Origin of the sequence: Pseudomonas sp. 3MA1 (assembly GCF_029237275.1) — a bacterium.
GTDB lineage: Bacteria > Pseudomonadota > Gammaproteobacteria > Pseudomonadales > Pseudomonadaceae > Aquipseudomonas > Aquipseudomonas fluorescens_AP.
The window spans coordinates 209,663-232,220 of the sequence record NZ_JAACFX010000007.1; the positions used below are offsets into that span (position 1 = coordinate 209,663).

Sequence of the window (22,558 nt, forward strand, 5' to 3'; positions counted from 1 at the left end):
CAATTGATAACGATTGTTTCTTTCCCCTATATTCCGCGACCTCAAATCCTTGGGGAGGGGAACCACCATGTCACGCCAACAACCACCATCCGCTGTCAGTTCACCGCGCCTGCTGGCCTCCGCCATTGGCGTGGCGATTACCGCCGGCTCCGCGGGCCATATGGTTCAGGCCGCCGAAGACACCCAGCAAAAGACCGCGGGCAAGGCCATTGCCCTGGATGCCACCAGCATTAGTGGTGAGGCCCAGGACAACACCTCCTACCAAGTGGAAAAGGCTTCGTCGCAGAAGTACACCGCGCCGCTGGTGGACACGCCGCGCTCGGTGACCGTGGTCCCGCAGCAAGTTCTCAAGGACACCGCTGCCACCTCCCTGCAAGACGCACTGCGCACCGTGCCGGGTATCACCTTCGGCGCCGGTGAAGGGGGCAACCCTCAAGGCGACCGTCCGTTCATTCGTGGTTTCGACGCCCAGGGCGACACCTACCTCGACGGTGTGCGTGATACCGGTGGCCAGAGCCGCGAAATCTTCGACATCGAAACCATCGAAGTGAGCAAAGGTCCGAACTCCGCCTTTGGCGGACGTGGTTCGGCGGGCGGCAGTCTGAACCTGACCAGCAAGATGCCCAAGCAGCAAGACTTCCTCAACGGCGGCTTCACCTACGGCTCCGACCAGACCCGGCGCTACACCCTGGACGTCAACCGGCAGTTCCTCGAGGGTGCCGCGTTCCGCCTGAACCTGATGAGCCACGAACAGAATGTGGCGGGCCGCGACGCCGTCAATTACGACCGCTGGGGCGTGGCACCATCGCTGACCTTCGGCCTGGGCACCCCGACCCGGGTCAACCTCAGCTACTACCACATGGAAAGCGACGACCTGCCGGATTCGGGCATTCCCTACGGCTACAGCTCAAAAGCCTCCAGGGCCGCGCACATCCATGACAAACCCACCGATGGCGGTGACAGCAGCAACTTCTACGGCCTGAAGGACCGTGACTTCCGCAAGACCCGTGCGGACATCAGCACCTTCTCCATCGAGCACGACCTGAATGACAACATGACGCTGAAAAACACCTTGCGTCATGGCAGCACCGGCCAGGACTACATCCTCACCCAACCGGACGACAGCCAACACAACGTCAACCAGTTCGGCACCGTATGGCGCCGGGCCAATTCGCGAGTGTCCACCACCGAGACCACCACCAACCAGACCGATCTGTTTGGCGAGTTCCACGCGTTGGGCTTCAAGCACAATTACTCCACCGGGCTTGAGTTCACAGGGGAAGAAACCCGGGTCAGCAGCTACAACATCGCCGGCAATACTGCCCAAGTATGCAATCCGGGCAGCACGCCCAGCTGCACCTCGCTGGGCAATCCGAACCCCAACGACCCTTGGACCGGCAGCATCACTCGCAACTACTACGGCACCAACACCAAGGCCACCAGCCGCGCCGCCTACGTCTTCGACACCATCGAACTGGACCCGCAATGGCTGTTGAACGTAGGCCTGCGCTACGACACTTTCGACACCGTGGCCAACACCAACGCCGCCGCGGGCCGCACCAAGCTCAAGAACGACAGCCAGTTCTGGAACTGGCAGGCCGGCCTGGTCTGGAAACCGATGGAGAACGGTAGCGTCTATGCCTCCTACGCGACCTCGGCCACCCCGCCCGGCGCCCTGGTGGGCGAAGGCGCCGAGGGCAACCCCCTGGCGGCAGGCGCCAGCACCAGTGACCTGCAACCTGAAGAAACGGTCAACTACGAGCTGGGCACCAAGTGGAACGTGTTCAACGACCGCCTGTCCCTCACCGCGGCGGTCTTTCGCACCGAGAAGAAAAACACCCGGGTCCTGGTCGACGCGCTGACCTACCAGAACGCCGGTGAGTCCCGCGTAGATGGCCTGGAATTGGGCGCCAGCGGCAAGATCACCGACAAGTGGCAAGTCTTCGCCGGCTACAGCTACCTCAAGAGCGAACTGGTGGAGGCCGGCCTGACCGGTCGTAACGGCGTGATCACCGCAGGTGCCGCCTCGGCCAAAGGCAATCAAATGCCCAATACGCCGAAGAACAGCTTCAGCCTGTGGAGCACCTACGACATCACCCCGAAACTCACCGTGGGTGGCGGCGCGTTCTATGTCGACCAAGTCTACGGCGACACCGGCAACACCGTGTACGTGCCGTCCTATACCCGCTACGACGCCATGGCCAGCTACAAGCTGACCAAGAACGTCGACCTGCAGCTGAACGTGCAGAACCTCACCGACAAGACCTACTACGACAAGGCCTACTCGGCGCACTTCGCCAACCAGGCCGCCGGCCGTACCGCCCTGATGAGCGCCAACTTCCACTTCTGATCCAGCGCCACACCCTCCTGTGGCCCCGGCCACAGGCCGCCAAGCCCCACGCATCGCAATGCCTGGGGCTTTTGCGTGTAAAAACGAATGCTTCTCGACAACACACGGCATAATGCGCGCCGTGTTTTCTCTCTCTGGACGAACAAGGCGAGTGACGTGTTGAAGAAAACCCTGTTCCAGCTGCACTGGTTCTTCGGCATCAGTGCGGGGCTGATCCTGGCCCTGATGGGCATCACCGGGGCGACGGTGTCGTTCCAGGACGAGATCCTGCGCGCCCTCAACCCTTCGGTGCTGCAAGTCGACCCGCTCCCCGCCGGGGTGCTGCCGCCCGCCGAACTGGTGGACAAAATCCAAGCCGCCGAAGGCAAGACGGTGTCCATGCTCTGGGTGGAAACCGACAGCGGCAACGCCGCGCGGGTGTTCTTCACCCCGCCGCCGGGGGAGCGTCGCGGGCAGATGCGCTACTTCGATCCCTACACCGGCGAGCTCCTGGGTGACGCGGTCGGCCAGGACTTCTTCGGCCTCATGCTGCAACTGCACCGCTTCCTGGCCATCGGCGACACCGGCCGGCAGATCACCGGCGCCTGCACCCTGCTGCTGATCTTCTTCTGCCTGTCCGGGCTGTACCTGCGCTGGCCGCGCCAGGTCGGCAACTGGCGGGTGTGGCTGACCCTGGACTGGGCCAAGAAAGGCCGCGGCTTCAACTGGGACCTGCACGCGGTGTTCGGCACCTGGTGCCTGTTGTTCTACCTCTTGTTCGCCCTCACCGGCCTGTACTGGTCCTACGACTGGTACCGGGAGGGACTGACCAAGCTGCTCTCCGACGCGCCACACAGCGAACGCCAGCGCGGCGGTCGCGGCGGCCCGCCACCCAAGGGCGAGGCGCCGCAGGCGGACTACAACGCCCTGTGGAGCAGCATCTACAGCGCCGCCGGCAAGGACCTCAACGCCTACAACATCCGCATGCCCGCCGTGGCCGGGCAGCCGGCGACGGTGTTCTACCTGCTTAAAGGTTCACCCCACGATCGCGCCCTGAACCAACTGACCCTGGACCCCGTCACCGGGGTCATCAGCCGGCATGAGCGCTACGCCGACCAGAGCTTCAAGTCGCAGTTGCTCACCAGCGTCTACGCCCTGCACGTGGGCAGCTACTTCGGCCTGATCGGGCGCATCGTGCTGACCCTGGCCTCACTGAGCATGCCGCTGTTCTTCATCACCGGCTGGCTGCTGTACCTGGATCGCCGGCGCAAGAAGCGCCAGATCAAGCAGGCACGCCAGGGCCTGGAAAGCGTCGCCAACGAGGGCTCGGCGTGGCTGATCGGCTTCGCCAGCCAGAGCGGTTTTGCCGAACAACTGGCCTGGCAGACCGCCGGGCAATTGCAGGTTGCCGGGATCGCCGCCCGGGTCCTGCCCCTGGGCCACCTCAGCGAACAGGACCTGCGTGACGCCCAGCGAGCCCTGTTCGTGGTCAGCACCTTCGGCGACGGCGAAGCCCCGGACAGCGCCCGCGGCTTCGAGCGCAAACTGCTGGGCCGCGAGCTGTCGCTGCCGGGCCTGGAATACGCCGTGCTCGGCCTGGGCGACCGCCAGTACCCGCACTTCTGCGGCTTTGCCCGTCGCCTGCACGACTGGCTGACCAAGCAGGGCGCCAGCACCCTGTTCGCCCCCATCGAGGTGGACAGCGGCGACAGCTACGCCCTGCGTCACTGGCAACAGCAGCTGGGTCAAGTCACCGGCCATGCGCCGGTGGACCTGTGGCAGGCCCCGGCCTTCGACAACTGGACCTTGAACAGCCGCACCCTGCTCAACCCTGAAAGCAGCGGCTCCGGGGTCTACCTGCTGCAACTGCTGGCCCCCAGCGCCAGCAGCTGGCTGGCCGGGGATCTGGTGGAAGTCATGCCGCGCAACAGCCGTGGCGCGGTGGCGGATTTCCTCGCGGGCCTGGGCCTCTCCGGCAGCACCCCGGTGCACCTGGACGGCCTGCAGGAAAGCCTCGAACAAGCTCTGGGCAGCCGCCAGCTCCCGGAAAACCGCGCCCATTTGATCGGCCTGCACGCCCAGGCCCTGGTGGACGCCCTGGTGCCCCTGAGCATGCGCGAATACTCCATCGCCTCGATTGCCGCCGATGGCTGCCTGGAGTTGCTGGTGCGCCAGGAATGCCACCCCGATGGCAGCCTGGGGATTGGTTCCGGCTGGCTCACCGAGCATGCCGCGGTGGGTTCCAGCATCAGCATGCGGGTACGGCGCAACAGCGGCTTCCACCTGCCGGCCGAACCTTGCCCGCTGATTCTGCTGGGCAACGGCACCGGCTTGGCCGGCTTGCGCAGTTTGCTCAAGGCACGGATCGCCGAGGGCCAGCAACGCAACTGGCTGATCTTTGGCGAGCGCAACGCCGAGCATGATTTCTACTGCAAGGATGAACTGCAGGAATGGCGCACCCGGGGCGACCTGAGCCGCCTGGACCTGGCGTTCTCCCGGGACCAGGCCGAGAAGATCTACGTCCAGGACCGCCTGCGCCAAGCGGCCGACGAACTGAAAAAATGGCTGGCCGACGGCGCCGCGATCTACATCTGCGGCAGCTTGCAGGGTATGGCTTCAGGGGTGGATCGGGTGCTCAACGAGGTGCTGGGCGCAGACCAGGTCGAACGCCTGATCGAGCAAGGGCGCTATCGCCGCGACGTCTACTGACAAAACCGCTGGCGCGGGGCGCTCTGTGCTGCAGGCGGCCTGCGAGCGCCATCGTCGAAGGGCTGAAAAAAGGACTGTGGCGAGGGAGCTTGCTCCCGCTCGGCTGCGCAGCGGCCGTAACCCCTGAGTGCGAGGTCTGTCTGACAGGTTGCGAGGCTGGCCTTGGGCGCGCTGCGCGCGCCAGCGGGAGCAAGCTCCCTCGCCACAAGTCAGCAGCCTGCCAGTGCGAGCCCCTCGCCACAGTCGGTGCTTGGGCTAGCTCAACCGCCCGCGTGACGATTACCGTCGAGCAAGGCATCGACCACGCCACGGGCCATTTCCACCGAATGCACCAGGGACCAGATCAGGCCACGCTCAATACCGCTGGCGTGTTCGGTGATCTCGTCGGACACCTCCTCGGCCGCCTTGAGCAGCATGGACACGTGGAGCAAGGCTTCTTCGGCACTGATACCGGGGCGGACGCTGAAGGGCGAATCGGAGCCCGCAGGGCCCGCCGCCGTGGGCTTCAACTCAGTGACCAACGAGCGGTTCAGCGCATTGTTGGCCAGGGCATAACGAACCACTTCGTTGGCCAGATCGTGATCTGGATTACGACGGGAAACAGAATGGGAAACAGGCGGATCGGGGACGATCTTTTTCATGGTGTAGCTCCCGAGCAGTAGAGCCTTCACCCATCGCTGCTAAACGAAAGGTGGCGGCTGGACGCGGGTTAGCAGACCAGGGCTCAGGAACCCGGCGCACCCGAAGGTGCCCCACGTACAGCCGCCATAACAAGCAGGCCAGAACAAGATCTGGCCAAGAAAGAGATAGCGCTTATACGTCTGAGACTTATCGAGCTGCTAAACCCGATCACTGAACATTCAGTGACTCCCCGAGCCTAGTGAGCCAAGTACCCAGCCGCAAGCGCCTGGGAGTTTCTCGGAAACCCCTTACAAAAGAAAGAGACTTGGCCGACTTTAGTCGCGGCCACGCTCTGAAAATTTCTGACAACACAGGTTGATCCGCTCGCCCCCAAAAGGGCCGTTGCAGCTCCTTGACCACATCGCCCCAGAACGCGCCCCGGTGCAGCTCGATCACACCGGCTGCAGTTTTTGCTCGTACACCGCCACGCCATCCAGGTCCCGCAGGATCACCTTCAGCTCTGCCGTCTGCCCATCGATCTGCACTTCGCCAAAGAACTGGAAGCCGGCAAAGGGCGAAGTGTTCTGCGCCGGCGGCGCCTTCTGAAACACCACTTCCGGGCCGAAGGTCTTGTCCAGCACATTGGGCCCGAAACTCCCGGCATTCAGGGGACCGGCGACAAACTCCCAGAACGGCTCGAAATCCTGAAACGCCGCGCGATCCGGGTGGTAATGGTGAGCCGCGCAGTAATGCACATCCGCCGTCAGCCACACATGATTGCGCACCTGATGCTTGCGCAGGTGCGCCAGCAATTCGGCAATCTCCAGCTCACGCCCCTGGGCCGGCCCAGGATCACCATTGGCCACCGCTTCCCAGCGCGCCACTCCCGGGCTGACCTCGCCATCCGGCACACCCAGGCCAATCGGCATGTCCGCCGCCACCACTTTCCATTGGGCCTGTGAATCCTTGAGTTCACGCTTCAACCAATCCAGCTGCTCACGCCCCAGGAAGGGCTTCTCGCCACCAAGGTTGTCATCGTTGGCCCCGCGATAACTGCGCATGTCCAGCACAAATACATCCAGCAACGGCCCATAGCTGAGCTTGCGGTAAATCCGCCCGCCGCCATCGGCGCTCTGCCGGCGCATCGGCGAATACTCCAGCCACGCCTGCCGCGCGCGGCCCACCAGGGTCTGGATATCCTTGACCGCGTAGCGCTCGTCCAACTGCTTGCCGGGCGACCAGTTGTTGACCACCTCGTGGTCGTCCCACTGCCAGATCTGCGGCACCTCGGCGTTGAAGCGACGCAGGTTGTCGTCCATCAGGTTGTAGCGGTAATTGCCCCGGTACTCATCCAGGGTTTGCGCCACCTTGCTCTTGGCCTCGGTGGTGATATTGCGCCAGACGCGCCCGTCCTCCACGGTCAACTGCGCCGGCACCGGGCCGTCGGCGTAAATGGTGTCGCCGCTGTGGATAAAGAAGTCCGGCAAGCGCAGGCGCATGGCCTCATAAATGCGCATGCCGCCAATGTCCGGGTTGATGCCGAAGCCCTGCCCCACCGTGTCGCCGCTCCAGACAAAACGGATATCCCGGCGTTGCGACGGCGCACTGCGCAAATGACCGAACCACGGCTCACTGGCCACACCGGATTGCGCGTCCTCGAACCTCGCCCGATAGAAGATCGCCTGATCGGCCGGCAACCCGGTCAACTCCACCCGCGCGGTGAAATCCGTGCGCGCATCGGCCAGCTGCGAAACAAAACGCCGAGGGTTGCCGAACAGGCTTCGCGTGTCCCACTCCACCACCATCCGCGCCGGGCGATCGGTGCGGCTCCAGATCATCGCCTTATCCCCCAGCAAATCCCCGGACTGCACCCCATCGGTGAGCTGCGGCCGATCCTTGACCGAAGCAATCACCGCCGGCGCCAGACTCGGCAGCAACAGCCCCGCCCCGGCGATTTGCATGACCCGACGACGGCCGAGGTTGAACTCGCTCATGGTGACTCCCTGACAATGGTCAAAAGGCAACCTTAGTCAGTGGGGATGAAGGGGGTGTGACAAGCGACTTGGAGCCAGCCGCCGTTAACCTGCGACCCGGCCTTACAACACAACAAGAACAATCACTAGCCGCATCTGAAAAATCACTCCTACATCAAGTTTGATCCCACCTACCCGAAACAACCGACACGCTAAGCTCGCCCTTTCCGATATAACCAACCGAGTCAAACATGAATAAAAAAAAGAATTTTGGTAACCGGTGGCGGAAAAGGAATAGGCGAAAAAGTCATTCGCCTGTTGGTAAGCAAGGGCTACGAAACGCACTTCACCTACTGCCGATCAAAAAGCAGCGCTGAGAAACTATGCCGCGAGTTCCCCAACAAGGTGTTCGCCCACTATTTGAATATGGCGGACCCTGACTCCATCAACACTGGCGGCTTTAGTCAGATATCCGATTGGTACGGCGTTATTTTCAATGCGGGAGTGGGTTCCGCCAGCGTCAACAGCTATGCCAATAGCCCTGATACTTCTGAAGATCAGTTAGATGAGGCCATGTTGAAAATCAACGCCTTGGGGCCGCTATCCCTGTACCGGCGACTCAAGCCGAACCTGATCAAAAACAACCACGCAAAGATAATCTTCATTTCATCGGTGGGAGGAGGCATCGCCGCGTTTCCCGGCTTTCGCTACAGCGACGGAATGAGCAAGGCGGCCCTGAGCTATCTGGCCAGACAGATCGCCACGGAGAACACGGACTCTGGCATCGATGTGTTCACCCTGTGCCCCGGAGCGACCGAAACATCAATGTTTGAGGCCAGTACCCTGAATAAACTGAGCCCGTCGGAACGAGCACACTTTGTCCAGAAACTCCCGAAAGGGCGTCTTATCCAGCCTGAAGAAATAGCCCACTGGGTCGCCAAACTATTAGAACCTGAATCCACCGTATTACATGGTTGCATCATTGATGCCTCTGCCGGACTGGGCATACGCCCCAGTCACATGGACTGACCCAAGCATTTGCAATACAGGCCAACTGAATAACAGCCAAACACCGGAGATTAACGTGGAAGCTGAAACATGGATCACTTACTTAATAGCCTGCATCTTCATCTGTATCTCTCCAGGCAGCGGCGCTGTTCTGGCGATGAGTCATGGCACTCTTCTTGGCTGGCGCCGGACCCTCTTCACCATTGCCGGCCTGGAAGCCGGTGGCGCGGTCATACTCTTGTTGGCAGGAGTGGGAGTGGGCTCTGTGTTACTGGCCTCCGGATTCTGGTTCGGCGTGATCAAAGTCATTGGCGCCCTCTACTTGATCTGGCTCGGACTCGCTCAATGGCGCAGCGCCGGGACTCAAAGCCAGGCTCAAGCTGAACACTCCAGCGTCCCGACCACCCGACTCTTCATAACCGGATTTGCAACTAACGTCTCCAATCCCAAAGGCATCATTTTCATGGTGGCCATCCTGCCCCAGTTCATAAACCAGGCACTGCCCTTAGTCCCTCAACTTGCACTCATGGCCTTGACCATGACCCTGGTGGACATGCTGGTGATGACAACCTACGCCTACAGCGCCAACCGACTGCAACAGTATCTGCGCAGCCCATCGGCCCTGAGCATTCAGAGCCGATTCTTTGGCGGGGTACTGATGGCCATGGGTGCAGCCTTGCTCATGGTGAAGAACCAGGCCGCCGATTGAACGCACGCCACGCTGAACGTAATGGCAAGGGCGCCGAAGCCCCTTGCCAAAAGAGCGGGAAACCTCGACTACGGAACCAAGCGATTGCCATCAAGCAAGGCATCCACCACGCCACGGGCCATTTCCACCGAATGCACCAGGGACCAGATCAAGCCACGCTCGACGCCGCTGGCCTGCTCAAGGAATCCGGCGCACCCAAGGGCGCCCCACGCACAGCCGCCATAACAGAACTCGGCAGGCCAAAAGCCAACCGGGACAGGGGCAATACTTGCGTGTCTCGGAATCAGGTGGCTAAACCCGATCACTGAACATTCAGTGACGAACCGAACCTAGTGAGCCGAGTCCCCAGCCGCAAGCGCCAAGGAATGTCTCGGAAACGCCTTACAAAAGAAAGAGACTTAGCCGACCGCTACCACCACCAAAGGCTGAGATCGACCAAGATTCGGGCGCAGGATTTCCAGCGTCCTTGAAATCGCCGCGTCTCCTGCGACGGAGTGCCGCCCAGAGCGTTCACAGCCTGCGGCAGCGACTACACGAAGCTGTGCCCTGTAGCCGCTGCTGAGCCTGCGAAGCTGCGAAAAGGACCGCAGGGCCTTGCTTGGCGATTTACCGACGAACCTCTGGCGTCTTCAAGATCGCCGCGTCTCCTGCGGAGCCGTTCGCAGCCTGCGGCAGCGGCTACACGAAGCTCTGCCCTGTAGCCGCTGCTGAGCCTGCGAAGCTGCGAAAAGGACCGCAGGGCCTTGCTTGGCGATGTCCCGACGAACCTCGGGCGTCTTCAAGATCACTGCGTCTCCTGCGGAGCCGTTCGCAGCCTGCGGCAGCGGCTACATGAAGCTGTGCCCTGTAGCCGCTGCTGAGCCTGCGAAGCTGCGAAAAGGACCGCAGGGCCTTGCTTGGCGATGTCCCGACAAACCTCGGGCGTCTTCAAGATCACTGCGTCTCCTGCGGAGCCGTTCGCAGCCTGCGGCAGCGGCTACACGAAGCCGTGCCCTGTAGCCGCTGCTGAGCCTGCGAAGCTGCGAAAAGGACCCCAGGGCCTTGCTTGGCGATTTCCCGACGAACCTCTGGCGTCCTCAAGATCGCCGCGTCTCCTGCGGAGCCGTTCGCAGCCTTCGGCAGCGGCTACACCAAGCCGTGCCCTGTAGCCGCTGCTGAGCCTGCGAAGCTGCGAAAAGGACCGCAGGGCCTTGCTTGGCGATGTCCCGACGAACCTCTGGCGTCTTCAAGATCGCCGCGCCTCCTGCGGAGCCGTTCGCAGCCTGCGGCAGCGGCTACAGGTGCGAATGTTGGGGGCCGTTGGCAACAGGTCAGGCCGCCTTGGCCGGTTCCAGAGCCAGTTCGACGCTTTCGGGCCGCTTCACCAACGCGTACACCACCGCCGTCAGCAGGCTGCCCGCGACAATCGCCAGCAGGTATAGCAACGCATGGTTGATCGCATTCGGAATCAGCATCACAAACAGGCCGCCATGAGGCGCCATCAGCTTGCAGCCGAAATACATCGACAAGGCCCCAGTCAGAGCACCACCGGCAATGCTCGCCGGAATCACCCGCAGCGGGTCCTTGGCGGCAAACGGAATCGCCCCTTCGGAGATAAAGCACAACCCCAACACCAGCGCCGCCTTGCCGGCCTCACGTTCGGTCTGGGCAAATTTGCGCCGGGCAATGAAGGTGGCAATCCCCAGGCCAATCGGCGGCACCATGCCCGCGGCCATGGTCGCGGCCATCGGTGCATAACTCTGGGAGGCCAGCAGCCCCACCGAGAACGCATAGGCCGCCTTGTTGATCGGCCCGCCCAGGTCGACGCACATCATCCCGCCCAACAGCACCCCAAGCAGAATGGCGTTGGTGGTGCCCATGCTGTCGAGGAAGTGGGTCAGGGCTCCGAGCATGCCGGCCACCGGCTTGCCCACCACGTAGATCATCACCAGCCCGGTAAACAGGCTGGCCAGCAGCGGGATGATCAGGATCGGTTTCAACGCCTCCAGGCTTTGCGGCAGCCGCACATATTGGCTGATCGCCTTGGCCGCATAACCGGCCAGGAAGCCGGCGATGATGCCGCCGATAAAACCCGCGCCCAGGGTGCTGGCGAGCATGCCACCGATCATCCCCGGCGCCAGCCCTGGCCGGTCGGCGATGGAGTAGGCGATGTAACCGGCCAGCAGCGGCACCATCAACTTGAAGGCGGTCTCGCCGCCGATCTGCATCAGGGCCGCAGCCAGGGTGCCCTGCTCCTTGAAGGCGGTGATGCCGAAGACGAAGGACAGGGCAATCATCAGGCCGCCCGCCACCACCATCGGCAGCATGAACGACACCCCGGTCAGCAGGTGTTTGTAGACCCCGGTCTTTTCCTGCTTGGCCGGTGCCTGGGCGCCTGCCGCGGAGGACTCCAGCTGGCCCTCGGCCAGGGCCTTGTTCAGGGTCGCCTCGGACTGTTTCAGGGCCACGCCGGTGCCGCAGCGGTAGATGCGCTTGCCGGCAAAACGCTCGGTGGGCACTTCGATGTCCGCCGCCAGCAGCACCACGTCGGCGGCGGCGATGGCTTCGGCGCTCAGCGGGTTGCGCGCGCCCACCGAGCCCTGGGTTTCCACTTGCAGGTCGTAGCCCAGGCGCTTGGCGGTCTGCTGCAAAGCCTCGGCGGCCATGAAGGTGTGGGCCACGCCAGTCGGGCAAGCGGTGATCGCCACCAGCCGCGGCGCGCGCTTGCCAGCCTCGATCACCGGCTCGGCACTGGCTTCGGCGACGACATGGATCTGGGCCTCTTCGGCGCCGCGACGCAGCACCGCATCGACGTCCTGCAGAGCCTGGGACGGGGTGCTGCGGTAGACCCGCTTGCCGACAAAACGCGACATATCCACAGGCCCGGTGCTGACCACCAGTACCCATTCGGCGGCCTCAAGGGTGGCCGCTGACAGTTGGCGTTCCGGATGGGCGTCGTCGTGCACTTCAACGCTGGTGCTCCAGCCCTGGCGCTGGGCCGCGGCGTCCAGCAGGCGGGCGCAGAGTACGCTGGTGACCATGCCGTTGGGGCAGGCGGTAATAATGGCTAACTTCATACGCAACCCTCTTATTGTTCTAGGAGGGGATGCACGCGCACCCCCTGCTCCAGCCGGGCCAGTTGGGCCCTGTCGCTGATGCCGAAACCGATCTGGGTCACGGCCATGGCGGCAATCGCCGTGGCGGTGCGCAGGGTCTGTTCGAACGGCTGGGCGCTGAGCAGGCCGTGGAGCATGCCCGCCAGCAGCGAGTCGCCGGCGCCCACGGTGCTGAGCACGCTGACCTTGGGCGGCAAGGCCTGCAGGGACGGCGCGGCGCTGAACCAGTTGACGCCCTCGGCCCCCTGGGAGATCACCACGTGCTCGACGCCCTGGGCGTGCAGCAGGCGCGCCGCCTCGGCCTGCACCGCCACGCCAAGCACCGGGCTGCCGAGGACGTCCGCCAGTTCCTCCGTGTTGGGCTTGATCAGCCAGGGCCCCGCCGACAGACCAGCACGCAAGGCGGCGCCGCTGGTGTCGAGGGCGACCTTCAAGCCCAGGCTTTTCAGGCGCAGCAACAGCGCCTGGAACCATTCGGGGCTGACGCCTCGTGGCAAGCTGCCGGCGACCACCACCGCGTCATGCCCGGGGGCGATCTGCTCCAGGCGCTCGATCAATGCCTGTTGCGCGACCTCGCTGACCTCGGGCCCGGGGCCGTTGATATCGGTAATGCGGCCATCGCTTTCGGCCAGCTTGATGTTGCTGCGGGTGGTGCCGGGCACGCGGATAAAGGCATCGACAAACCCGCGCTGGGCGAACAGCGCGTCAAACGCCTGCGGATTGTTTTCCCCGAGAAAGCCACTGACGGTCAGTTGATGGCCAAGGTCGGCCAGCACCTGGGCCACGTTCAGGCCCTTGCCCGCCGCGTGGCTGTGCAGGGCGTCGCTGCGGTTGACTTCCCCGACCTCCAGGCGGGCCAGCTGCACCGTCAGGTCCAGCGCCGGATTGAGGGTCAGGGTGAGAATCTTCGCCATTACATGGCCTCCACTAGGGCGCGCACTTCGTGGGCGCTGCCGACGGCCAAAGCCTGTTGAGCAAGGGTTTGCGCCTGGGTCAGGCTGAGTTCACGAATCCGCGCCTTGACCTCGGCGATGCTGCGCCCGGAGACGCTCAGTTCATCCACGCCAAGGCCCACCAGCACCGGCACCGCCAGCGGGTCGGCCGCCAGTTCGCCGCACACACCCACCCATTTGCCGTGGGCATGGGCGGCGCGCACGGTGATGTCGATCAGTTGCAGCACCGCCGGGTGCAGGCCGTCGGCCTGGGCAGAGAGCGTCGGGTGGCCACGGTCGATGGCCAGGGTGTATTGGGTCAGGTCGTTGGTGCCGACGCTGAAGAAGTCCACTTCCTTGGCCAGCACCGGCGCCAGCAAGGCGGCGGACGGCACTTCGATCATGATCCCCAGTTGCAGGTCGGCCACGGGAATTTCCTGGCGCAGACGCTCGGTCATGTCCCGGGCCTGGCGCCATTCTTCGACGCTGCCGACCATGGGGAACATGATCCGCAGCGGGCGGTTGTCCGCCGAGCGCAGCAGGGCGCGCAATTGCGCTTCCATGATCAGCGGCCGCTGCAGGGTCAGGCGGATGCCGCGCACGCCGAGGAAGGGGTTTTCTTCCTTGGCGATCGGCCAGTAAGGCAGCGGTTTGTCGCCACCCACATCCAGGGTGCGTACCACCAGCGGACGCCCGGCGAGGCCGTCGAGCACGCGGCGGTATTCGGCTTCCTGGGTGGCTTCGTCCGGGGCCTGGGGATGGGCCATGAAGATCAGTTCGGTGCGCAGCAGGCCAATGCCTTCGGCGCCGTTTTCCACGGCGGCGGCGACCCCGGCGCTCTCACCGATATTGGCGAACACCTCGACGGCGTGACCGTCCGTGGTATGGGCCTGTTGATGACGTTGCTCGGCGGCGGCCTTGAGCCGTTGCTCGCGGCTGTCACGCTCCTCGGCGGCCCGCTGCAGGGTGTGGCTATCGGCGTCGACATGCAGGCGGCCGCGCTGGCCGTCCAGCAGCAAGGGCGTGCCGGACTTGATCAGTAGCACGCTGGCGCCCGCGCCCACCAGGGCTGGAATGCCCAGGGCCCGGGCGACGATGGCGCTGTGGGCGGTGGCGCCGCCGCGAGCGGTGAGAATGCCGGCGACCCGGGCCGGATCGAGGCGCGCGACGTCCGAAGGACCGACTTCGTCCATCACCAGGATGTAGGGCTGGTCCGGCTCGGCCGGGGTTTCGATGCCGCACAGTTGCGCCAGCACCCGGCGACCGATATCCCGCAGGTCGGCGGCACGTTCGGCGAGCAAGGCGTCCTGCAGGGCTTCCTGCTGTTTGGCGGCGGTTTCGATCACGGTCATCCACGCCGCTTCGGCGCTTTCACCCTGTTTGAGGCGGGTGTCCACCTCGTCGCTCAGCTCGGGGTCGTCGAGCATTTCCTGGTGGGTGATGAAGATCTCGCGAATGGCCTTGGCCTGGCTGCGCTGGATCAAGCCATCGATGTCCTGGCGCACCTCGGCCAGGGCCTGCTGCAGGCGCTGACGCTCGATAGCGGTGGACTCGCCCCGCAGCGGGTAGTCGATGGCTTGTTGAACCTGGATGTGGGCCGGGCCGATGGCGATGCCGGGAGCGGCGGCGATGGCCTGGATCAGGCTGCCGGAAGCCGGGGCGCTGAGCGGCACCTCGACTTCTTGCGGTTGTTCCCGGGGGGCGCTGGCCGCCGGCAGGGGCTCGACGGCTTCGCCGAGGCCGGCTTCGATGGCCGCCAGCAGGGCCGGCAAGGCATCGGCGGCAATGCTCGGCTCGGCGATCAGCTCCAGCACCTGGCCGCGTCGGGCTCCGAGGCTCAGCAGCTTGCTCAGGCTCTTGACCGACACCGCGGAATCTTGGCCATCGACGATGCGAATGCGGATCTCGCCCTCAAAGTTTTTCGCCAGTTGCGCCAGCTCCTTGGCCGGGCGCGCATGCAAGCCATGGGCATTGGCCAGGGCGATACGGGCACTGGGCCAGTCCGCCGGCAACTCACCGCCGAGCACTTCCAGCACCGCGCGCCGGCTGGTGGCGCGGCCCAGTTCCTGGCCTCGGCCTTCGATCAGCAGCGCACACAGGCGCTCCAGCAGGGCTTGATGGGCCTCCCCCAGGCTGGCCAGGCAGAACAGGCCGCTGAGGGGCTGGCCCAGGTAGCGGATGGGTTTGTCCGGGGTGACGAAGGCCAGCCCGGGGCGCAGTACGGTCTGCTCGCTGTGCAGCCACCACAGGCCGTCGCCCAGGGGCAGCGCTTCAACTTGTTGCAGCACCGCGGCAAAGCCGTTGCTCACGCACTCGGCCTGACGCAGCAGGCGAGCGCCGCGCCAGACCAGTTCTTCGAAATCTTCCGCCGCGACCCCGAGGCCGATCATCTGCGCGTCCAGCGCCAGTTCCTGGGGCGCGCCCTGCAACAGCTTGAGCAGGGCCTCCGGGGTACTGGCGCGACGCAGGGCCTGGCCCAGGTCGGTTTCCCCCAGGGCCCGGGTCAGCAGTTGCAGCAGGCGCAGGTGCTCGTCGGATTTGGCCGCGATGCCGATGGCCAGGTAGACGATCTGCCCGTCGCCCCAGTCCACGCCGTCGGGAAACTGCAACAGGCGCACGCCGGTGGCAAACACCTGATCACGGGTTTCCGGGGTGCCGTGGGGAATGGCGATGCCTTGGCCGAGAAAGGTCGAGCCCTGGGCTTCGCGGGCCTTCAGCCCCGCCAGATAACCGTCGGCCACCAGGCCGTCAGCCACCAGTTTGTCGGCCAGCAAATGCAGCGCCGCGGACTTATCCACAGCCGTTTGGCCCATGGATATCTGCTCTACAGTGAGCTCGAGCATGGCTTCTCCTATTTAGCGCGGCAGGGGGCGGCGCTAGGTATTGTTTTAAGTAAGCAGCGTAGGCGTGTTTAGGGCCACAAACGGGACTTGTTACCGGGCAGGGGCAGTTTTCCGCTTATGATCTGGCCTAGAAAATACGCCTGCTGAAACGTTTAATCTAGCAAGTTTGCTAAGTTACTCGATAATCTCGGCGCCTTGAAGTCCTTCTGCTCGATGGCCGGTTCCGACGTTGGTCGCCTGCCCAGATCAGGTAGGATTGGCGAAAATGTCGGGGCAAGCACCAAAAACAAGGAAATCCCGGGTTGAAACTCAGTGATATCGCTCGCCTGGCCGGTGTGTCCGTCACCACCGCCAGTTACGTCATCAACGGCAAGGCCGAACAACAACGCATCAGCAACGCCACCGTGGAACGGGTGCGCGCGGTGGTGGAGGAACACGGCTTCACCCCCAATCCCCAGGCCGCCGGCTTGCGCAGCCGCCACACCCGGACCCTGGGGTTCATTCTTCCGGACCTGGAAAACCCCAGCTACGCGCGCATCGCCAAGCTGCTGGAGCAAGGCGCCCGGGCCCGAGGCTATCAGTTGCTGATCGCCAGCTCCGACGATGCGCCGGACAGCGAGCGGCAATTGCTCCAGCTGTTTCGCGCGCGGCGTTGCGATGCGCTGTTCGTCGCCAGCTGCCTGCCGCCGGAAGACGACAGCTATGAGCAATTGCAGGCCCAGGGGCTGCCGATCATCGCCATCGACCGGGTGATGCCGGCGCAGCAGTTCTGCTCGGTGATCAGCGACGACCTGCAAGCCAGCCTGCAACTGACCCAGAGCCTGCTTGAGCCCGAGCCCAAGCAGATCGCGCTGATCGGCGCGCGCCCGGAACTGAGCATCAGCCAGGAGCGCGCCGCCGGTTTCCGCCAGGCCCTGCAAGGCTTTGCCGGTGAGGTGCTGATCGAGCAGGGCGAAGCCTTCAGCCGTGAATGCGGCCGGCAGTTGATGGAAGAGTTGCTGCAGCGCCTGGGCCACCTGCCGGATGCCCTGGTGACCACCTCCTATGTGCTGCTGCAGGGGGTGTTCGACGCGTTGCATGACTTCCCGCTGAAATCCCGGCCGCTGCGCCTGGGCACCTTCGGTGATACCCAGTTGCTGGACTTTTTGCCGCTGCCGGTCAACGCCATGGCCCAGCAGCATCAACTGATCGCCGAAAAAGCCCTGCAACTGGCCCTGGCCGCCATCGAGGAAGGGCAATACCAGCCCGGCGTCCAGGCCATCCCGCGGACCTTCAAACAGCGCATTCGGCAGGCCTGAACCGTGGAACTGATCGACACCCACACCCATCTGGATTTTCCGGATTTCGACGACGACCGCGAGGCGCTGCTGGCCGACAGCCGCGCCCGGGGCGTCTCGCGAATGGTGGTGCTGGGGGTCTATCAGGCCAATTGGCAGCGGGTCTGGGACCTGGTGCAGAACGATGCCCGCTTGTATGCGGCCTTTGGCCTGCACCCGGTCTATCTGGACGCTCATCAACCCGCCGACCTCCAGCAACTGGGGGACTGGCTGACGCGATTGGCAGGGCATCCCCAGCTGTGCGGGGTGGGCGAGATCGGCCTGGATTACTTTCTTGCGCAACTGGACCGCGAACGCCAGCAATCGCTGTTCGAGGCCCAGTTGCAGCTGGCGGCGGACTTTCACTTGCCCGCCCTGCTGCACGTGCGGCGCAGTCACGCGGCGGTGATCGCCACCTTGAAGCGCTTCAAGCTCAAGCGCGGCGGCATCATCCACGCCTTTGCCGGCAGCCGCGAGGAGGCCCGGGAATACATCAAACTGGGGTTCAAGCTGGGCCTGGGCGGCGCCGCCACCTGGCCCCAGGCCCTGCGCTTGCGCAAGGTGATCGCCGGGTTGCCCCTGGAGTCCGTGGTCTTGGAAACCGACTCGCCGGACATGGCCCCCGCCATGTTTCCCGGCCAGCGCAACAGCCCGCAACATTTGCCCGCCATTGGCGCCGCCCTGGCGCAGATCATCGGCATTGCTCCCGAGCAACTGGCCAGCGCCAGTACCCGCAATGCCTGCGAACTGTTCGGCTGGCCCTCAGCCGGCCTGTAGCAGCAAGGGCTGGCGCAATCGCCGCCGGGCAATGCCCATTACCAGCAGGTAGCTCAGCAGCATCAGCGCCGACAGGCTCAACTGCAGGGTCAGACTGACCAGTCCCAGCCACTCCAGTACCAGGGTCACCAACAGCAGCGTGGCGCACAGCACGAGCATCAGCGCCCGCAGCCCGGCCAGGCCGCCGAAGCGTTTGAGGCGCTTGATCTGCGCCGGGCAACTGAGCTTCAGGGGTTTGTGGCAATGGTTGCAGTTGAAGGGTTCCTGCAACGCCATGGCGTTGAGTTGCCAGGGCTCAAGATCGAGAAGGGTCTGGCAATGGGCACAGCGGCCGCGGATTCCAAAAATGACAGTCATCGCTACATGTCCTCAGGCCATGGGAGGGTCATGGCCGACGGGGCGAGTCGCCCGAGGCGGGGCGCTCAAAAAAACGGACGCGCAGGAAAACAGGAAATCCGCCGCAGACAAAGACTTTAATTACTACAGTTTGTATGCGAGACGGCGGAGCACCTTGGTACAAGGCCCCCCGCCGACACTCGTTGCCTTCCGCGCCTAGACCCGGAAGGCACCGATCAGTTGCTTGAGCTGCATCACTTGGGCCGAGAGCTGACGGCTGGCGTCTTCGGTCTGGTGTGCGCCTTCGGCGGTACGTTCGCCGGCGCGGTTGATCTCGACGATGTTCTGGTCGATGTCGTGGGCCACCGACGTCTGCTGCTCCACGGCGGCGGCGATCTGCTGGTTCTGGTCGACGATCATGCCCACCGCGCCGAGGATGTTTTCCAGGGCCTGCTGGACCTTTTCCGACTGGTCCACCGTGCCGTTGGCCATGGCGTGGCTGCTGCCCATGGCCTTGACCGCCGCACTGACACCGCCGTGCAGCTTGCCGATCATCTCCTCGATTTCCTCGGTGGACTGCTGGGTGCGCTTGGCCAGGGTCCGCACTTCATCGGCCACCACCGCAAAGCCCCGGCCCTGTTCGCCGGCCCGCGCGGCCTCGATGGCCGCATTGAGCGCCAGCAGGTTGGTCTGCTCGGCAATGCTCTTGATCACCTCCAGCACCCGGCTGATGGACTGGCTGTCGCTGGCCAGCTGATTGATCACCAGCACCGACTGATCGATCTCGCTGGCCAGACGCACGATGCTGCCCTGCTGCGACTCCACCAGCCCACGACCGCTGATGGTTTCGTCGTTGACGCTGTGGGCGCTGCTGACCGCCGCCGCCGCGCTGCGGGCCACTTCCTGGGAGGTGGCGGACATCTGGTTCATGGCCGTGGCCACTTGTTCGATCTGGCTGCGCTGGCCAGCCACGGCCTGGTTGCTCTGGGCCGAGACGCTTTCCACCTGCCCGGCCTGACGCTCCACTTCGCTGACGGTATGGCCGACCCGTTCGATCAGGTCGTGGATCTTGCGCACCGTGCCGTTGAATACGCTGCCCAGTTCGCCCAGCTCATCGCGGCTGTGGGCGGTGAAGGTGACGGTCATGTCCCCCGCCGCCACCTTGTCCATCATCGCCCCCAGGCGGCGCAAGGTGGTGCGGGTCGAGGCGTAGAAGCCGCCGTACAGATAGACGATCGAGAGGAACACCAGGGCCAGGGCCGCCACCAGCAGCACCATGTGGCTGCGGTTCTGCGCCAGGCGTTTTTGCAGCTCGACATCGAGGAATTTCAGGGTGCCTTCGTTGAGTTGATAGGTCTGTGCCATCAGCCCGCTGACCTGGTCGTAGAAGCCCTGCCAGGGCGCGTCCAGGGTATCGGCCATCACCACCTGCTCTTCGAACAGTTCACTGGCCTGCTTGAGGCTGCCCTTGCTGGCGCTGGCCAGGCTGTCCAGGGCGTCGTGGGCGGCGCGGCTGGAGCCCAGGGCGTCCTGCAGCTTGAGCCCGTACTCGGCCTGGAGTTTTTCGATCTGCACCAGCAGTTCGTCGAAGCGGGTGCTGGATGAAGAGTTGAGAAAGCCCTGGCCCAGGGAATAGGCGCCCATGGCTCGACCTTCTCCAAGGGTTTGGGTGACTTGCGGGGTGATGCTGGTGATCAGTTCGCTGAGCTGGCGGATGTCGCCCTGGCCATCGCGGCTGAGGCCCGACTGGCTGGCGATGATCTGGCTGAACAACTGCGCGCTGCCCAGGAGCTTGCCGATCAACCCGCTCTTGTTCAGCAGCGAGCTTTCCACCTGCTGGGCCTTGAAGGCCGCCACCAACTCATCGCGCTTGGCGTTGAACACCTCGACCTGCTGCGGATCGACGGTAACGGCCTCAAGAGCCTGCATGCGCTCGAGCACGGATTTTTCCAGGGCGACTATCTTGCCCTCCAGATCCCCTGCCTTGCCGGACTGACCAAGGCTGGCGTTGATCTGCACCAGGTTGTTGAGGGTCTCCAGATCCCGGCGCAGGCTCAGGCTGCTGCCGAGCAGATCGAGGCTTTGCAGCTCGACCCGGGTGCCCTGGAACTCGCGGTAGGAATCGCGCACCAGATAGAAGTTGGTCACCAGCATGGGCACAAAGAACAGCACGCTGATCAGGCTGAACTTCATGCCGAAGCTCAGGCGGTTCATCAGCGCGACAGCGGGATAGAGCAAGCTCTTCACAAAGAAGTCTCCCTTTTCTTTTATTTTTATTGGCAGGCAGGCGAAGGCAGCAGATAGCCACTATTCGGCGCTGCGTCTGTATAGCGCAATTTCGGGGGAGGTTTTGTAACTTAAAGTTAACCGCGCATGGGCGGCGGATCGGAGCGGTTGATCGAGCCCGTGGCCCGGGCTGGCGCAGTGAGCCAGACTGGCTCGCTGCGCGAGGGGCACAGATTCAGGCGAGAACGGTCCACAGGGCAAAACCGGCGTACCAGAGCACGGCGGCCCGCAGCAGCAGTTCCCAGATGCGGTCCAGGCTGTTGATGCCTTCAGGGCCGGTCAGGGGCGGCGGAATTTCGGCGGCCACCAGGCCGACCCGCTCCACCAGTTGGGCGGCGCTGATGTGCCAGTTGAGCAACTCGTGGAGCATCACCCGGCTCACGGCCACGAAGTTGCCCACCAGGGCAAAGCTCGCCGCCAGCAGGCGCACCGGCAACCAGTCGAAGGCATGGCGCAGTTGCGCGGCCCGCTCCACCAGGGCGGGATTCTTGCCGTGCTCGGCAGCCAGGGCCAGCAGGCGGTAGCTCAAGGCCGCCACCGGCCCCAGCAGGAAGTACCAGAAGATCACCACAAAGAAGCTCTGGAAGGCCTGCCACAGCACATAGCCTTGCACCCGCTCCAGCAGTTGCTCGCCGCTGTCGGCGCCAATGTCCAGGTCACGCTTGGCAACATGCACCGCCGCTTGCAGGTCCTCGCGCCGCCAGGCGTCGCGAAACGGCCCGAGACCACCCAGCAGGTCGCCGCGCCCCAGGGCGTAGATCACCACCAGCAGATGCAGCGGCAAGGCCAGCAGGCCGTAGGCGACCGGTTGCAGCACCAGCAACAAAAGACCGAGCAAGGCCACCGGCAGCAGCACCAGTATCAGCAACAGCCACCATGGGTGTCCGGCCAGACGCGGGCTGGACTCCAGTTGCGCCAGGTTCTTCAGCCACCAGCCGTCACGCTGCACCCGCTGACGCAAGGCCGAGAACTTCTCGACCCACACCGCCAGTAGCAACACCAGAAAACTCATTGTCCTTCCCCCTTTTCCAAGGCGGCACGATAGCGTGCCCAGTCGAAAGCCCGGCCCGGGTCGGTCTTGCGCCCGGGCGCAATGTCGCTATGGCCACAGATCCGTTGTGTGGTGATGGCGCTGTACGCGGCCTGCAATTGTTCGGTCAGGGCACTCAAGGAGCGGTACTGGGCCTCGGTGAACGGTAGTTCGTCGGTGCCTTCCAGCTCGATGCCGAGGGAAAAGTCGTTGCAGGTATCGCGCCCCTCGAAGCTCGACACCCCCGCGTGCCAGGCCCGGTCCAGACAGGAGACAAACTGGGTGACCGTGCCGTCACGTTCGATCAGGAAATGCGCCGACACGCGCAAATCGGCGATCCCGGCAAAATACGGGTGCTCTGTGACATCAAGACGATTCTGGAAGAATTCCTGAACCTTGCCGGTGCCGAACTGCCCCGGCGGCAGGCTGATGTTATGGATCACCAGCAGGGAGATTTCCCCGGTGGGACGCTCATTGAAATTGACTGACGGGCAGTGCCGCACGCCGTGACACCAACCCGTGGCAGGGTCCAGCCGCATACCGATTCCTTCAATTGAAGCCTTGAGTGGGCCAGTATGCCGCGTTACCCCCTCG

15 protein-coding genes are annotated in these 22,558 nt (G+C 64.0%); 6 read left to right on the plus strand and 9 right to left on the minus strand.

Going from position 1 to position 22,558, the window contains the following annotated elements; translation table 11 throughout:
- The first annotated feature begins 67 nt into the window (after positions 1 to 67).
- Together GWQ44_RS19920 and GWQ44_RS19925 are read left to right on the plus strand one after the other, a co-directional pair.
- Positions 68 to 2,350: a TonB-dependent siderophore receptor gene (locus GWQ44_RS19920; RefSeq protein ID WP_275928105.1), complete on the plus strand. Its 2,283-nt coding sequence runs from the start codon at positions 68 to 70 to the stop codon at positions 2,348 to 2,350.
- A gap of 156 nt (positions 2,351 to 2,506) precedes the next feature.
- The gene (locus tag GWQ44_RS19925; RefSeq protein ID WP_275928106.1) at positions 2,507 to 5,038 is read left to right on the plus strand and encodes a sulfite reductase flavoprotein subunit alpha; all 2,532 of its coding nucleotides are present in this window, start codon (positions 2,507 to 2,509) and stop codon (positions 5,036 to 5,038) included.
- Between the two features lie 260 nt (positions 5,039 to 5,298).
- Here the strand turns inward: GWQ44_RS19925 and GWQ44_RS19930 are convergent, their stop codons facing one another.
- Both GWQ44_RS19930 and GWQ44_RS19935 read right to left on the minus strand, forming a co-directional pair.
- Positions 5,299 to 5,679 carry a hypothetical protein gene (locus GWQ44_RS19930; RefSeq protein ID WP_047301721.1) on the minus strand — a complete coding sequence of 127 codons (381 nt, stop codon included), beginning with the start codon at positions 5,677 to 5,679 and terminating at the stop codon, positions 5,299 to 5,301.
- Positions 5,680 to 6,111: 432 nt separating this feature from the next.
- On the minus strand, positions 6,112 to 7,653 hold the full coding sequence (locus tag GWQ44_RS19935; protein ID WP_275928107.1) for an alkaline phosphatase D family protein: 1,542 nt from the start codon (positions 7,651 to 7,653) through the stop codon (positions 6,112 to 6,114).
- A gap of 249 nt (positions 7,654 to 7,902) precedes the next feature.
- Here GWQ44_RS19935 and GWQ44_RS19940 point away from each other — a divergent pair, with 249 nt between their 5' ends.
- Positions 7,903 to 8,661, plus strand: coding sequence for an SDR family oxidoreductase (locus tag GWQ44_RS19940; protein ID WP_275928108.1), 759 nt, complete (start codon positions 7,903 to 7,905; stop codon positions 8,659 to 8,661).
- Positions 8,662 to 8,716: 55 nt separating this feature from the next.
- Complete coding sequence (locus GWQ44_RS19945) at positions 8,717 to 9,349, plus strand: LysE family transporter (protein WP_275928109.1); 633 nt, start codon at positions 8,717 to 8,719, stop codon at positions 9,347 to 9,349.
- A 1,310-nt stretch (positions 9,350 to 10,659) separates the two neighbouring features.
- Here the strand turns inward: GWQ44_RS19945 and GWQ44_RS19950 are convergent.
- From GWQ44_RS19950 to ptsP, 3 genes are read right to left on the minus strand one after another with little or no spacing between them, the layout of a single operon-like run.
- Positions 10,660 to 12,405, minus strand: a complete 1,746-nt coding sequence (locus GWQ44_RS19950) for a PTS fructose-like transporter subunit IIB (protein ID WP_275928110.1) — start codon at positions 12,403 to 12,405, stop codon at positions 10,660 to 10,662.
- An 11-nt stretch (positions 12,406 to 12,416) separates the two neighbouring features.
- Complete coding sequence (pfkB, locus tag GWQ44_RS19955) at positions 12,417 to 13,358, minus strand: 1-phosphofructokinase (RefSeq protein WP_016967775.1); 942 nt, start codon at positions 13,356 to 13,358, stop codon at positions 12,417 to 12,419.
- Entirely contained in the window at positions 13,358 to 16,219 is a 2,862-nt protein-coding gene (gene ptsP / locus GWQ44_RS19960; RefSeq protein WP_275928111.1) for a phosphoenolpyruvate--protein phosphotransferase, read from the minus strand. Before ptsP ends, pfkB begins: the two co-directional genes overlap by 1 nt.
- Before the next feature lie 302 nt (positions 16,220 to 16,521).
- Between ptsP and cra the strand changes: the two genes are divergently transcribed.
- Together cra and GWQ44_RS19970 are read left to right on the plus strand one after the other, a co-directional pair.
- Positions 16,522 to 17,517: a catabolite repressor/activator gene (gene cra, locus GWQ44_RS19965; RefSeq protein ID WP_016965099.1), complete on the plus strand. Its 996-nt coding sequence runs from the start codon at positions 16,522 to 16,524 to the stop codon at positions 17,515 to 17,517.
- 3 nt (positions 17,518 to 17,520) lie between these two features.
- Positions 17,521 to 18,312, plus strand: coding sequence for a TatD family hydrolase (locus GWQ44_RS19970; protein ID WP_275928112.1), 792 nt, complete (start codon positions 17,521 to 17,523; stop codon positions 18,310 to 18,312).
- On the opposite strand, the gene GWQ44_RS19975 is transcribed toward GWQ44_RS19970, so the two are convergent.
- From GWQ44_RS19975 to ampD, 4 genes are all read right to left on the minus strand, one after another.
- On the minus strand, positions 18,298 to 18,669 hold the full coding sequence (locus tag GWQ44_RS19975; RefSeq protein ID WP_275928113.1) for a hypothetical protein: 372 nt from the start codon (positions 18,667 to 18,669) through the stop codon (positions 18,298 to 18,300). The genes GWQ44_RS19970 and GWQ44_RS19975 overlap by 15 nt on opposite strands.
- Positions 18,670 to 18,864: 195 nt before the next feature.
- Positions 18,865 to 20,895, minus strand: coding sequence for a methyl-accepting chemotaxis protein (locus GWQ44_RS19980; protein ID WP_275928114.1), 2,031 nt, complete (start codon positions 20,893 to 20,895; stop codon positions 18,865 to 18,867).
- A gap of 214 nt (positions 20,896 to 21,109) precedes the next feature.
- Positions 21,110 to 21,946, minus strand: a complete 837-nt coding sequence (gene ampE / locus GWQ44_RS19985) for a regulatory signaling modulator protein AmpE (protein ID WP_016965095.1) — start codon at positions 21,944 to 21,946, stop codon at positions 21,110 to 21,112.
- On the minus strand, positions 21,943 to 22,503 hold the full coding sequence (gene ampD, locus GWQ44_RS19990; protein ID WP_016965094.1) for a 1,6-anhydro-N-acetylmuramyl-L-alanine amidase AmpD: 561 nt from the start codon (positions 22,501 to 22,503) through the stop codon (positions 21,943 to 21,945). Before ampD ends, ampE begins: the two co-directional genes overlap by 4 nt.
- Between the last annotated feature and the right edge of the window lie 55 nt (positions 22,504 to 22,558).